Source organism: Saccharospirillum sp., from assembly GCF_039982735.1.
Classification (GTDB): Bacteria; Pseudomonadota; Gammaproteobacteria; order Pseudomonadales; family Natronospirillaceae; genus Saccharospirillum.
This window is the reverse complement of the sequence record NZ_JBDWXV010000010.1, coordinates 258024-271775: the sequence shown is the minus strand read 5'-3', so window position 1 is coordinate 271775 and position 13752 is coordinate 258024. Positions and strand designations below refer to the sequence as shown.

The 13752-nt window shown below is 46.4% G+C and carries 10 protein-coding genes; 7 read left to right on the top strand and 3 right to left on the bottom strand.

Annotation, left to right across the window (positions count from 1 at the left end):
- Positions 1-50: 50 nt before the first annotated feature.
- Positions 51-1574 carry an exosortase gene (gene xrt, locus ABJT94_RS08025; RefSeq protein WP_348475805.1) on the top strand — a complete coding sequence of 508 codons (1524 nt, stop codon included), beginning with the start codon at positions 51-53 and terminating at the stop codon, positions 1572-1574.
- A 16-nt stretch (positions 1575-1590) separates the two neighbouring features.
- Here the strand turns inward: xrt and ABJT94_RS08020 are convergent, their stop codons facing one another.
- Positions 1591-2613 carry a polysaccharide deacetylase family protein gene (locus ABJT94_RS08020; RefSeq protein ID WP_348475804.1) on the bottom strand — a complete coding sequence of 341 codons (1023 nt, stop codon included), beginning with the start codon at positions 2611-2613 and terminating at the stop codon, positions 1591-1593.
- A 7-nt stretch (positions 2614-2620) separates the two neighbouring features.
- A complete protein-coding gene (locus ABJT94_RS08015) occupies positions 2621-3796 on the bottom strand; it encodes an ATP-grasp domain-containing protein (protein ID WP_348475803.1) in 1176 nt (391 codons plus the stop codon).
- A 130-nt stretch (positions 3797-3926) separates the two neighbouring features.
- On the opposite strand from ABJT94_RS08015, the gene ABJT94_RS08010 reads away from it, so the two are divergent.
- From ABJT94_RS08010 to ABJT94_RS07985, 6 genes are all read left to right on the top strand, one after another.
- Positions 3927-5132 carry a glycosyltransferase family 4 protein gene (locus ABJT94_RS08010; protein WP_348475802.1) on the top strand — a complete coding sequence of 402 codons (1206 nt, stop codon included), beginning with the start codon at positions 3927-3929 and terminating at the stop codon, positions 5130-5132.
- A complete protein-coding gene (locus tag ABJT94_RS08005) occupies positions 5129-5698 on the top strand; it encodes a hypothetical protein (RefSeq protein ID WP_348475801.1) in 570 nt (189 codons plus the stop codon). Before ABJT94_RS08010 ends, ABJT94_RS08005 begins: the two co-directional genes overlap by 4 nt.
- Positions 5688-6986 (top strand): O-antigen ligase family protein, encoded by a 1299-nt coding sequence (locus ABJT94_RS08000; RefSeq protein WP_348485124.1) that lies wholly within the window; start codon positions 5688-5690, stop codon positions 6984-6986. Before ABJT94_RS08005 ends, ABJT94_RS08000 begins: the two co-directional genes overlap by 11 nt.
- A 99-nt stretch (positions 6987-7085) precedes the next feature.
- On the top strand, positions 7086-8009 hold the full coding sequence (locus ABJT94_RS07995) for a glycosyltransferase (RefSeq protein ID WP_348485122.1): 924 nt from the start codon (positions 7086-7088) through the stop codon (positions 8007-8009).
- A gap of 6 nt (positions 8010-8015) precedes the next feature.
- Positions 8016-9977, top strand: coding sequence for an asparagine synthase (glutamine-hydrolyzing) (asnB, locus tag ABJT94_RS07990; RefSeq protein WP_348483104.1), 1962 nt, complete (start codon positions 8016-8018; stop codon positions 9975-9977).
- A gap of 86 nt (positions 9978-10063) precedes the next feature.
- Positions 10064-11293: an ISL3 family transposase gene (locus ABJT94_RS07985; RefSeq protein WP_348483103.1), complete on the top strand. Its 1230-nt coding sequence runs from the start codon at positions 10064-10066 to the stop codon at positions 11291-11293.
- A gap of 308 nt (positions 11294-11601) precedes the next feature.
- On the opposite strand, the gene ABJT94_RS07980 is transcribed toward ABJT94_RS07985, so the two are convergent.
- Positions 11602-12504 (bottom strand): heparin lyase I family protein, encoded by a 903-nt coding sequence (locus ABJT94_RS07980; RefSeq protein ID WP_348483102.1) that lies wholly within the window; start codon positions 12502-12504, stop codon positions 11602-11604.
- Positions 12505-13752 lie beyond the last annotated feature (1248 nt).

Below are 13752 nucleotides of genomic sequence, written 5' to 3'. Positions count from 1 at the left end.
GGATACTGCGCAGTGTAATGGATCGACTCTACAAACCAAAGGAAGGTTGCATGGCTGTGTCTTATCAATGGTCGACAACCCGTTCGCGACCGGGTTTCTTGGCCCAGCGCGGGTTGCCGCTGTTCTTTTGCCTGCTCGGGGCAACGCTGTTTTTGGCCATGGCGCCTGATACCCTGAGTGCTTTGCATCGCCGCTGGACAGAATTAAACGGCACATACTCTCATGGCTACCTCTGGGTTCCGGTTTGCCTGGGCCTGGTGGTCTACAGGCTTGTCACCGTCCCCTTCCATACGCGGCCCAGCTTGCTGGGTGCGCTGGCAGTGTTCTGCAGTGTCATAAGCTGGCTGTCTGGCTTTGTTATTCAGCTGGGGTTACTGCAGCAACTGGTATTGCCTGCCTTGCTGGGCAGCCTTGTGCTCACCTGCTTTGGCTGGGCGGCCCTGCGTCTGACGCTGGCACCGTTGCTGGCACTGTACCTGGCCATCCCCATTTGGGATGTTTTTACAGTGCCATTGCAAAACCTCACTACCTTCATTAGTACCTTTGCCATTGCCCAGCTGTCTATTCCCGCCTTTATTGACGGTTATTTCATTCACTTGCCGTATGGCATTGTAGAAGTAGCGGGTGGGTGTTCCGGCCTGAATTACAGCCTGGTGGCCATCGTGTTGGCGCTGGCCTATGCACACCAGCGGCGGCTTTCCACAACGATGACGTTGGTTGCTGTGTTGGTGATGCTGGCTCTGAGCATGGTGGGTAACTGGGTGCGCGTCAGTGCTCTGATTTTAATCGCTTATTACAGCGAGATGACCAGCTCACTGGTGACCGAACACGGCCTATTCGGCTGGGCGATATTTTGCGTGTTTTATCTGGGCTTTCTGGTTTGGGCGCACCCGTTGAAAGCGCATCAGCCAAAAGCGAGCAGCGCTAGCACCTATAAAGCGGCTAGCAGTGATATTCCCCCTGCGGTTTCTCCACTCACACAGGTTCTGACAGGGGCAGTTGTTCTGGTAGTTATTGCAGGCACCCCCTGGCTAGCCAAACAACATTGGCAGAACAGCTGGCAGTTTCCTGAGCAATGGTCGGCCACGGTTGCGTCTCAGCAACGCTCGCCAGCCTGGCAACCCGATTTTCACCATTACGATCTCCAAGCTAACCTGCGCTTAGACCATTCCGGCCTGGCCCTGGAGTTGGGACAACGGGTGTACCTCGACCAGGCACAAGGCAAAGAACTGGTGGGGTATGGCAACCGGATAGCCCCGGCCGCACAGATTGAACAGCGCGACACCCGGCAACTGGAAAGTGGCCGGGTAGTGCAGGTGCTGGAATTGAATGACCGGGGCGACCGCAGGCTGGTGATCTGGACATACCAGTTGGGTCAGGCGACCGCCGTAACCGAATTGACCGCGAAATTTCAGCAATGGGTGCAATGGATATCAGGCCGGTCGGTAACTGCCCTGTTTTATATGCAAACCCCATGTGCCCGGGCGGGTTGTGAGTCTGAACGCGCAGCGCTGGGTGACAACCTGGCAATGGTGGATGTTTGGCTAGATCGGCGCAGCCTGTACCCCGAATAACAGGGGTTACAGCGCACTAGCCCAGGCCCGATAACCGGGCGCGGAACTGCAGCGGCGTTTTGGCGTTGCCCTCGTGCACACCAATGCGATAAAGCTGATGCAGATCCAGTGAGCCAAGCCGGTTCAGACCGTTTTTGGTGGTTACCGCGGCCTGGTAGTGCTCCCGCACCAACGTCAGACTGGCGTCGTCGTAATCGCCATTGGGAAAGCAAAACAACGGTATCTCGTGGCCCAGTTGTTGTTCCAGACGTTGTCGGCTGCCAACAATCTCTTCCTGCCGTTGTTCGGGAGAGCTGGCGTGATTCAAACGCCGGTGAGTGCAGGTGTGCGAGCCAATGGCGAACACGCCGCTGGCATCCATCTCTTGCAGGGCAGGCCAGGGCATTAAGTCGGGCGAGGGGCTGTTTTCGGGTCTGGCGTCTTCGCCCAGGCTGTCCAGTGCGGCATTCAACGTGTCTTCACTGTGTTGCTTGAGCGTTTGAATGCAGGCTGACACGGTGTCCCGAGAGTAAGGTTGCCCAAGTAGTTCAGCCGCCGGTGCCAGCACCGGGTGTTGGCGCAGCAAAGGCGATTGGCGCAGCACCAGATCCGCAATGCGGTTGGGCCAGAACGGCGCCGCCTGGCCAACTTTATCGGCCACCGCAAAAATGGAGGCAACCAGGCCACGGCGCTTTAACTCGGGGTAAGCGTATTCGTAGTTGTCTAACCAGCCATCGTCGAACGTGATGGCGCAGGCTTTTTCAGGCAGTGGATCACCGGCTTTGTAGCGTTGAACCCAGTCGGTCAGTGCCACAACGGGCATCCAGCGCTGCAATTCATCTAGGTGCATGCTGAAGGTTTCCGGGGAGACAACCATGCCCGGCTCTTCCGTTTCACAGCGGGGATCATCGGCGGGTAACACCCGGTGGTACATCAGCACCCACAAGGTCGGTTCTGTTGTTTGGGCGCGGTGAGCCCCTCGCCAGTCCCGGCCGAGATTCAGCGCAACCTTCACCGGCTGCTTGATCGTCTGTTTCAGTCTAGTGGCAAGCGACGTCATGCGGGGTTCACCTCAGGGCCTTCAAATACTGTTTCAGTTCAAACCAGGCCGGGGCCGGGTCGCGCCAGCGGTTGATCTCGTGGCGCTGGTGTCTGAACCTGGGTTTCAGGAACTGACCCAACCGTTGCAGTCGAGCAGGCCAACCCGACGAGCGCTTGAACACCAGATACAGGCTATCCAGATCACCCAGCAGCCAGCGCAACCGCTGCCCCACCCGGTAGTGCCCGGCCACGGGAATCGGCCATCCAAGCTCGGCACACAACAACTGATACGGGAAGTCGACCCCCGCATCGATCGCCAACTGCAATGAGCCCCAAAAGCGAGTGTTTACTTCCATCAGGTAGGGCGTGCCGTCTTCACCAATGCGAAACTCAACCATGGCAACACCATGCCAGTTGACGGCCTGTAACAGAGTTTGGGCGTGCGCTTGCAGATCGGCTGGCACCTGGCAGCTTTGGCTGAGCACACTGACCCCGCCTTCCGGTGGCTTTTCACGCAACCGCTGGTGGGCAAAGAATTGCACCGGCTTGCCGCGGTTGAACAGGGCGAAGACACCGGCACCGGTGCCGGGTATAAACGCCTGTAGCATAAAAGGGTGATCGTTCAGGTAAGCGTTCTGCTGAAAAATACCCGTCAGCTCTTCCGGGGTACGCGCAATTCGAACTGTGGTTGCCCGCCATTGCTTTCCATCGAACAGGCGCGACAGCGCGGGTTTGACCACCACCGGGTACGAAACGGCCTGCACATCCACCTGATGCGCCCCTTCAAAATGCTGGCTGTGTGGCACCGGAACACCAGACCGTTCGGCCAAGGCCACCAGGTGGGATTTATTGGCAAGCTGCAATACCGTCGACAACGGCGAAAACGGGAGCCTGAGGCCAAGTACACTTTCCTGAAACTGCAGCAACAGCTGGCTGGTTACCTCGGTAACCGGCATGACCAGATGGCAGGGCTCGCGTTCCAGAAACCGCGTTATCCAGGCCACGAAATGCATGGGTTCATGCTCGGAAGACGGGCACTGAACGTACAAATCGCTATATCGCGACTGACCGGCAAGTGCGGTAGGGGTGGCATCACAGGTAATAACGCGCAGGCCAGGCTGACGGCCGAGACTGCGCACAACGGCGAGCGCACTTCGTTGATTGGCGTCTGGTATCATAACGCTGATCGATGTCGAATCCATTCGAGGCTTTCCAGTGGTGACTGCTTGGAATTAAGCCCACAGAGTGTACAAAATGGATTTTACCTTGAACAGCACTAGCCGGGAGTAAGTGCAGGGTTTAGAATGTTGATTCTTCACTGGATCAAAGGAAATGACCAGCGTGCGCACCGCCACCAGCCCTACCATACTGCACACCATCGATACCACCGGCCCGGGTGGCGCCGAAACCGTGTTCCTGGATATTGCCCAACACCTGTACGTGCCCGGCTACCAAACGCTGGCCTTGATTAAAGGTAAAGGCTGGGTGCGCGACCAGCTGGAAGCCCGCAACATTCCCTACCAAATACTCAAGCCCCATGGCTTCTTAAGTCTGCCCTATTACTGGCAAGTGTTCCGGCTGATTAAAAAACATAACGTTCGCCTGGCCTATGCCCACCTCCTGGGTTCTGCACTGACGTTTTCCTTGCTTGGCTTGCTAATCCGCTTGCCCGCCATAGGCGTGCTGCACGGCCAGGTAGATGTGAACCCGAACGAACGGTTTGTGCCAATTAAGCGCTGGTTGATGAAGCATGGCCTGCGCAAGGTAGTGGCGGTAAGCCAGCGCCTGGCTTCCAGCATGATTAACCGGGGGGTATTCACCGAACAGCAGGTGGCCGTTATTCACAACGGTATTGATACCAGCCGCTACCACAGCACTAAAACCGGGGCTCTGAAAGCGACTCTAAACCTGCCCGAAGCAGCCTTGCTGGTGGGCAGCCTGGGCAACATCAGACCCGCAAAAGACTATGCCAACCTGTTGAATGCGGCGGCGATTGTTCTAGACCAGCAGCCACAGGCTCACTTTGTGATTGCCGGGCATCAAAAAGAACCGCTGATGTCGGCTCTAAACCAGCAAGCGGAAACTCTAGGCATTGCAGACCACATCCACTTCATCGGCTTTATTGATTCAACGGCTGATTTTCTGGCCGAACTGGATGTATTTGCGCTTTCTTCATCTAGTGAAGGGTTTTCCATTGCGACCATAGAAGCCATGGCCAGTGGCATTCCGGTAGTAGCAACACGGTGTGGCGGGCCCGAAGAAATTATTAGAGACAAACAGGATGGTACTATGATGCCAACAGGGCGGCCCGAGGCGCTGGCTGAAGCGATACTGGGAGCGCTACAAACTTCACCTAGAATGTTTGCACAGTTATCAAGCGCCCGCAGCCGGGTGGAAAAAACATTCAGTTTGAAGGTGATGCTGAAACAGTACAAACAACTCGGATTTCCCTACTGCAGGCAGGATGCCGAACAGATGAAATACTCACAAGATGCCGTTCAAGCGAACGGAGATATAGCCAAAAAGGAAGTGCAATGACCACGGCTGGCAGCCTACCCGTACCTCATAATTGGATAAATGATCGTTTTGGTTCCAAGCGAGGCTTGCTGAAATACAGCCTGTTTGAAGCGAAAAGAATGGCTGGGCTTTATTCTTCCATAAAAATAGCCAGAAATACTCAACCGGAACGCTTCGTATTCGTTTGCGTGGGTAACATATGCAGGAGCCCGCTGGCTGAGGCTATGGCTAAATCCAAAGGCTACAATGCCATTTCTTATGGACTTGATACCCGCGGTGATGACTATGCAGATCCACGAGCCATAGCATTTGCACAAAAACACAAATTGAACTTGGCACAGCATCGGACTCGTAAAATTGAGGATTATATCGAATACGAAGGAGATCTAATTGTTGGAATGGAGCCTGGCCACTTACTATCGCTTAAAGGTAAAAACTACATGTCAGATGTAACCTTACTCGGGCTCTATGCGCCTAAAGCGATGGCGTATATTCATGATCCATACAATACTAACAGTCATTACTTCTCTCTCTGTGAGAGTACTGTGATTGAATCTACTTTGTCTCTTCTAAGCCATGTCGGGTAAAAAGCGCTCATATACAGTAGAGGATTTTTACTTTCTGAAAGTAAAAAATCTCTGGCATCACTTCTGGAGCGAGCATCCAGCGTTTTGGTTTATTTGTGGATACCTTTTTATTGAGTATTTTAGACCGCAATCTATATATCCTGTAATAGACATCCTGCCATGGGCCAAGCTGTTTCTACTAGGTAGTATAGCTCTGTCTTTTGTAGACAAAAAGAGTAAAGGAACATGGTCATCACTTCATTTTTGGGTATTTGCTTTCTTTATACAATTAAATATCTCAATATTATTTGCGTACAATTCATGGTGGTCCGACTTTTACTATATAAATGGTATGCAATGGGCAATTGTAATTATTGCGATAGTACGAATAGTTGTAACCAGAGAGCGTCTATATATATTTACGATGGTCCTTTTTCTTTGTTCGCTCAAGCTATCTATTGGAACATCACTGGTTTGGGCGAAAAGAGGGTTTGCGTTTGCGAACTGGGGAATCAAAGGGCCTCCGGGCTTCTTTGAGAACTCAGGTGAACTAGCAATACAAATGCTTATAGCGTTTTCTCTTGCCTACTACCTATACCAAGCAAAAAAAGATAGCTTTAGCAAAGTGGAACAATTGGTCATATACTTGGCTATAGTGACTCCTGTAATAACCATTTTAGGAGCTAGTAGTAGAGGCGCCCAATTAGCTTTGGTAATTCTACTAATTATTATAGCCGGAACGCGAATTTTAAAGCTAAAGTATTTTGCTTTCTTTGTGATTATAAGTATTTCAATATGGACTATTTTACCTCAGGAGCAGAAAGATCGACTGCAAGATATGGGGAGCGATAATACTTCTGAGCAAAGACTTCTGTACTGGGAGAGAGGATTTGAAATGATAGTAGATCACCCTATAATGGGCGTTGGTTACTATAATTTTATCCCCTACTTCTCAGATAACTACCCGAACGACATTCTTTTCGTGAATCAGCGAGGACAGCGTGTAGCTGAGTTGCCACATAATATTTTAATCCAAGTTGGTACTGATGCTGGCTTGCCTGCTTTAGTGTTTTACTTAATAATCATATTTATTTCTATCCGTGCATCAACGAATAAGACGGATATTGTGATGTATAATATTGATAAAGGGATTTCAATAGGTGTGATAGGGTTCTTTATTGCAGGTCAGTTCGTTTCTATTGCATATTATCCATTTTTATGGATTGCTGTAGCATTCAAAATGTGCTTGATTGTTATAAATAATGATCAAAAAAAATTAGCAAAAAAGATGAAAATAGATAAAAGGTAGAGCTGCTTTAATGGCTAGTTTTTTAATTAGAGTCGAATAGTATGAAAGCTGCGGATCATTAAAAGGCTAGAATGCTATTCCCTAAGATTGAGGAAAAAGATGACAATATCTTTTATAATTCCCTGTAAAAATGAAGATCGATATATTGCCAAGTCCATTGAGTCGATATTGAATGAAATGGAGGGAAGAGAGTATGAGATTATCGTTTGTGATAATGGCTCTACAGACTCAACTCTTGAAATTTTAGCTTCATTTGGTGACTCTATAAAAGTAGTAAACAGCGATATGAATACAGTTGCAGGTGTTAGAAACCATGGAGTAAGAGTTTCGAAAGGTTCTATCCTTGTATTTGTTGATGCAGATACCTCCATAGAACTTGGTTGGCACAAAAAACTTATGCTTCTTCTCAATAATATTGCTATAGATGATTGGTTTTCCGGTTCTCACGTATTGGAACCTATTGAGAGTAATTGTTTTCCAAGAGGCTGGTATGATGATGCTATTAGCTACATGGATAGTACGCATATGAATACTGCACATATGATAGTTCCGAGAAAGACCTTTAACCTTATAGGTGGCTTTAATATAGATCTTGTTTCGGGTGAAGATTATGATATTTCAAAGAGACTGAAAGATAGAGGCTGCGAACTAATTTCAGATGGTAGGCTAAGGGCCTATCATTATGGCTTTCCTACATCTATTTGGGAGTTTGTTTCACGGGAGTCATGGCATGGGATTGGTGATTATACTAGCCTTTCTGCGATACTTGATTCGAAAGTGGCGATACTATCTTTGGTGTTCCTATTTTCCCATTTCTTACTATTGCTTGGCCTATTTTTGGATTTCAGATTAACAGTCGCTGCCTTTGCACTAATTATTGGTGTGTGCCTAATTTCCTCTTTTGCAAAGTACCGAAAACAGAAAATTGTAAAGATCATCAAGTATGCTATGTATTTCTATCTATATTTTATAGGGCGATCAGCAAGCCCGTTTCTCAAAGTTTATAGACTAGGGAGTAGGTGAGATTCTATGTGTGGTATAGCGGGCGTTGTCAAGTTAAATCCTGCATCAAATAGGGATTGCTCTAAATTAGCTAGGCGTATTGCTGAGACCATTTCACATCGAGGGCCAGATTTTCAAGGTTTTCAAAGTTTTAATGGCGAACAATTAGTGCTTTGTCACGCAAGGCTATCGATAATTGACATTACTAGTGCTTCTCATCAGCCAATGACGACCAGTTGTATGCGATATACCCTAGTTTTCAATGGAGAAATCTACAACTTTATAGAATTAAGAGCTGAATTAAAACAGTTGGGTATTGAGTTCAATACAGGTAGTGATACTGAAGTGTTGCTTAACGCTATTGTCACTTGGGGTATGGAATATACAATTAGTAAGATAAAAGGAATGTACGCTTTTGCATTTTATGACAGTGATACTAAATTACTTACTATTACTAGAGATAAAAATGGTGAAAAGCCAGTCTACCTTTATAATGACAACGACATACTTGCTTTTTCATCTGAATTAAAAGGAATTATGAAGTCGGGAGTAATGCGATCTGCAACTATAAATGAAAAATCGTTAGCTAACTATCTTAGGTATGGCTATGTTAGCTCTCCGGATTCAATATTAAAGGAATGCATTTGTCTAGTGCCCGGTAGTATCTATCAAATAAGTACTGAAACAGGAACAGTCGAAATTTCGGAACCTAAAGTAAATCAAGTAAAAGACCAATCTGTGTCAGTAACACGTACGCCGAATGGGAATCCAGTAGATGAATTTGATGTTTTGTTAAATAGAGTTATTGAAAGACAGAGCCGGTCGGATGTCCCACTCGGAGCATTCTTGTCGGGAGGGGTTGACTCGTCCATAGTAGCTTCGATACTACAGTCTCAAAGCTCTATAGCTATTGATACTTTTACTATAGGGTTCAACAACCCTAGATTTAATGAGGCTCCCTATGCCAAAGAGATTTCTAAGAAAATAGGGACTAGGCATAATGAATTAGTTCTTACTAGCGAGCTTGTTAGAGCTGCCGTGGAAGTTTTGGTCGGTATATACGATGAACCATTTGCAAACGCCTCAGCTCTACCCACTATACTTTTAAATCAGTTTGCGAGAAGTTCAGTAAAAGTTGCGCTGGGCGGCGATGGTGGAGACGAGTACTTTGCAGGATATAATAGATATGTTGAAACTCCTAGAAAGTTTAAACAAATTGATAGCCTTCCAGAAATCGTTAAGCTTGCTATTAAGAAGAGCTATCGTGGGGTGAAATCAAGCTGGGTAGATTCGCAATACGAAAAGATATATAGCTTGCTTGGAAAATCAACTGAAGCAAATGTTGGTCTCAAGCTACAGAAGTTAATTCAGATGCTGGATATCAAATCACTGAGTGAAAGCTATACATTTTTGTGTTCATATTGGGACGATCCTAGCAGGCTATTAGTAGGTAACAGTAACGACGGCGTGATAGCTTTTCCACTAGACTCAAGAGGTGGTGATTTCATCAATGATGCTATGGAGTGGGATAGAAGATACTATTTGCCAGGGGACAGTCTCGTTAAGTCTGATAGAGCAAGTATGTCATTTGGCCTGGAGGTAAGGTTGCCCTTATTGGATGCTGATGTTCTGGAGTTTAGCTCATTATTGGATCAAAAGCATAAAGTTGATGGTTCTAATAAGAAGGTGATTCTAAAGCGTGTTTTAAGCAAATACATTCCTGAGGCACTAATCAATAGACCTAAAATGGGTTTTACTGTGCCCATATCAGAGTGGCTAAATACTATTTTACGCGAAGAAGTTGATCAACTTCTGAGTAAAAGTGAGATGGAAAATCAGGGCCTTTTTAGTTATCCAGAGATTAAGGCGTGTTTGAATGAGCATCGATGCGGTTACCGGGACAATGGAAATAAGCTTTGGGCGGTATACATATTCCAACGATGGTATATTCATCATTTTTTGAATATACAGTTATCTCAAGAGAGATAAGGAAATTAGATTCAAATAATTGCCTCTGTTGAAAAATGAGTGGGTCGTTTTATAGCATCTGAGTGACCCACAATGGACCCCTAAGTATGACACAGCAGATTTTTGACGCCGCCTTGGGCATACAATCTCCCTGGTATATCTCCGATGTTGACCTGAACACCGATACTCAGGTTTTGACCACAAAGATAGACTTTGAGCGTGGCTATCGGTTTGCTGTGGACGATGTGCCGGATCAACACCCTGCCCACGACACGATTCGCAAGCAGTACCGTCACTTGAACTTCTTCCAGCATGAGTGCTATCTGGATGTACGCATCCCAAAGGTTAAGCTTCCTGATGGTACGATCCGGCAAGTGACACCAGAGTGGGTCGGGAAGCTTTCAGGGTTCACCCTGCTGTTTGAAGCCCTGGTCATGGCCCTGACACAGCAAATGCCATTCAGGGCCGTCGCTCGACTGGTCAATATCAGTGTCCATCGAGTTATGGCCATCTGTGAGCGGTACGTTGATCAAGCACTGGCGCAGGCTGACTTTTCCGAAGTAACTCGGCTGGCCATCGATGAGACCTTGCGTGCCAAAGGGCATGACTACGTGACGCTGGCTGCTGACATGGACCGCCGTGCAGTCATATTTGTCACTGAGGGGCGAGATGCCTCAGCCATACATCGATTAGCGGAAGATCTCAAAGAACATAACGTTGACCCACTCGCTATTGAATCCGTCAGTATTGACATGTCACCGGCATTTAAGAAGGGCTGTGGGGAAGCGCTACCCAATGCCCGAATCACCTTCGACAAGTTCCATGTTATCGCCCACGCCTCAAAGGCAGTCGATCAAATGCGTCGAATCGAGCAAAAGACGGATCCGAGCCTGAAGGGGCTCAGGTGGACGCTGCTGAAACACCGAGACGGTCTTTCCAGCAAACAGCAAGCTGAGCTCGATCACTTGATATCGCAGATGACTACGAAGCGTACGGCACGTGCCTGGATATACAAAGAGCAGTTGAGTGAGCTGCTTAACTGCAAGCAGATCAACGTTCTTCATGCTTCTTTAAACCAGTGGAGCATGAATGTCATGCGATCAAAGGTAGAGCCGATGAAAGAGGTTGCGCGCATGATCCGAAACAACTTCGAGGGCATCGTGGCATGGGCACAAACCAGACAGACAAACGGGTTTATCGAAGCAATCAATGGACTGTTCCAGGCTTCCAAGAGGAGAGCGCGTGGCTATGTCCGCTTCAAGACCACCAGAACGGTTATCTTCCTCATAGCGGGAAAACTGGACTACGACAGGGTGAACCCCCACATGAAAAACTAACCCACTTAAAATTCAACAGAGCCAAATAATTTCACTCCTTAGTTTTTATTAATTGCCACTAGTTTTGGAGTTATTGAATTACTCCTTACATCTACACAGTTGGTGAGATTGCGAATATAAGCGAGGTTTCTAGTGACCAGAAAAAGGCATTCTTTCTCTACCGAGTTCAAACATTACGCGGAAGTCTTGTAATGGGTTTAATTTAAATTTTTGAAATATTTCACAAGCTTGAGTTCTTTGATGATTGAACATCTAATAGTACAAATTCTTAAAATATAGCCCTTTGAATAAGGGCCATAAGTAAACCACTAATTTATAATTTTAATGACATTCTCAAGAACCGGTTGATTTAATTCAAAATCAACAGCTTCATTAGTTGACCCTATCAAAAAATCATCAATGTAGATATTTGTATCTTCATCAAAACCTGAATTAGCCCAACCTAACAAGTAGCCAGCATTCCATCCATCCCCACTACCACCTGCATCGTTACTCGACCCACCATAGTAATTATGAGCATTAAAAATATTTAGAATCAGAGAACCGTTTTTCCATACTCTAACTACACCATTTCCTTGTCCACTTTTCCAGTCACTCATGGCAATGGGTACTGTTGATGTCTTTACATTAATCACCCAATCTATCCAAGTTCCTCTGTCCGCGAAGGAAATACCTACTGGTGCATTTGACAAGCCACTATTAGGAGTAAGATTATTTGGATCATAGAAGTTAAATGTAGCAGTTCCATTTGCTCGCCAAGCTGAGTAAAGGTAAGATTCTCCGGTACTTTTTCTTTCAAAGTGAAGACTAACAGCAGGTGTATAACCAGAGTAGCTACCACCCCATAGATTAATTAAGCCCTTGTTGTTGCTAGCGCCATCTGGGTTTCGATGAACGTAATTTTCTGGAACCCACATTTTATATCTAATCCATAGTTCACTATATTTTTTGTCAAAGCTAAATCGTTGTTCTGAGAAGCTATCTTTAGAAGTATCTATGTTACCCTCAAAAGTAAACGACATTGAATTCTGGCCAGTGTATGCCCGATCGTTAGATACACGAGCACTTGAAGAGTCGGTCCAGTTGAAAACACTACTACTGTCGGCATCTGGCCGACCACCAGGAGTATCGGTTTCGAAAGAATCACTGAATTCCATTGAAAAACTGCTAACTGGAATTAGTACGGTGAGTAAAAAAACTAACTCTTTCATAGTGAACCTCATTTTTACTAAATAATATATTAGAATAAAAGCAGTGCATTGTATATCAGATTGTAGCTTAATTAGACGAAACCAAACCACTTAAAATTTGCAAGATTTATGGCTCTTTGTACGGTTTAGCTTGATATCCATGATGACTAATTTTCAGGATAGACGCTACGCTGAACCGTTTCATTTCATAAATTTACGTACCATTACAAAAAATCATCCTAAAATTGTCAGCCGTTGTTTCATGTCTACCATCCACTCCTGCTCTCAATAGTTGGACAGTATCCAGTATGTAGTTGGATAAAAACGTGATGGAAATCGCTTATTACCAAAATCATACATTGTGTCAATAAAATGACATTGAAGTTGTATAGCAGAATGGAAATGATCATATGTCCTGAAACTCGGGTAAGTTCGACCAGCAAGTGTTGGCAACAACTGGGTTGGCATTCTTGATGGATTTCTATCGCCCAATGCAGCATAGCGTAGGCCGCAGAGTTTCGCGGCACATCGCATTGAGCGATCTCGGTTATACATAGTCGGTTCGCAGCTCATGCAGGAAGTAATGGTAGAGTGATACAGTTGTGCTTAGGTACAAATCTTGGTGCTAGGACCTTCGCAGATCAACGAGGTGTTACAATAGTAAACGACAAGTAATCAATGTAACCGATCAATATGATCAGAGCATATGTATTTGGAATCCTCCGGCCTACATTTAGAAAAATGAGAGAAGTTATGAAGGGGTTGCGATACAGTGAATCACTGATCATTAAAATCCTGTAGGAAGCCGAAGGGGAATTATTGATTAGATAGGTTTGCCGAGAGTACAACACATCCGACGCAACTAAATACATCAGGAAGCCCAGATATACCAAGAGAACGTCCAATATAAGTGCCTACAGGAGCCAGCAGAAGGAAGTCGGCGACCTAATGTTTAAGTACGCTGTGCTGAGCCCTGTTAATACTAGTATAACGACGAATGCTCTCATGATGCACTGCAAGGTCTGTGCTCAGAGGGTGTCTGGCAGGACAACCACGAGCAAAGATCTAAAGGACCGGAGGTTTCCAGTCTACGGCATCACCATCACACGATAGGCGATAACCCGCATAGTATAACCGGCAGTTTTCTAGTGAATCTGGTGAGGACTAGTGTCCGAGGAATGATTCAAAATTAATTTTCTAAAGCTTCATGTGGGATAGAATTTTGAGTTAAAAGTAAGCCAATTGGTAGCTTTTTGGCCGACTTCAAAC

Bases quoted from the DNA above. Each gene is read 5' to 3' on its own strand.
- ABJT94_RS08000 (WP_348485124.1), top strand. From the start codon at position 5,688: ATGTCGGGTAAAAAGCGCTCATATACAGTAGAGGATTTTTACTTTCTG.
- ABJT94_RS07995 (WP_348485122.1), top strand. From the start codon at position 7,086: ATGACAATATCTTTTATAATTCCCTGTAAAAATGAAGATCGATATATT.
- asnB (WP_348483104.1), top strand. From the start codon at position 8,016: ATGTGTGGTATAGCGGGCGTTGTCAAGTTAAATCCTGCATCAAATAGG.
- ABJT94_RS07980 (WP_348483102.1), bottom strand. From the start codon at position 12,504: ATGAAAGAGTTAGTTTTTTTACTCACCGTACTAATTCCAGTTAGCAGT.
- ABJT94_RS07985 (WP_348483103.1), top strand. From the start codon at position 10,064: ATGACACAGCAGATTTTTGACGCCGCCTTGGGCATACAATCTCCCTGG.
- ABJT94_RS08005 (WP_348475801.1), top strand. From the start codon at position 5,129: ATGACCACGGCTGGCAGCCTACCCGTACCTCATAATTGGATAAATGAT.
- ABJT94_RS08020 (WP_348475804.1), bottom strand. From the start codon at position 2,613: ATGACGTCGCTTGCCACTAGACTGAAACAGACGATCAAGCAGCCGGTG.
- ABJT94_RS08015 (WP_348475803.1), bottom strand. From the start codon at position 3,796: ATGGATTCGACATCGATCAGCGTTATGATACCAGACGCCAATCAACGA.
- xrt (WP_348475805.1), top strand. From the start codon at position 51: ATGGCTGTGTCTTATCAATGGTCGACAACCCGTTCGCGACCGGGTTTC.
- ABJT94_RS08010 (WP_348475802.1), top strand. From the start codon at position 3,927: ATGACCAGCGTGCGCACCGCCACCAGCCCTACCATACTGCACACCATC.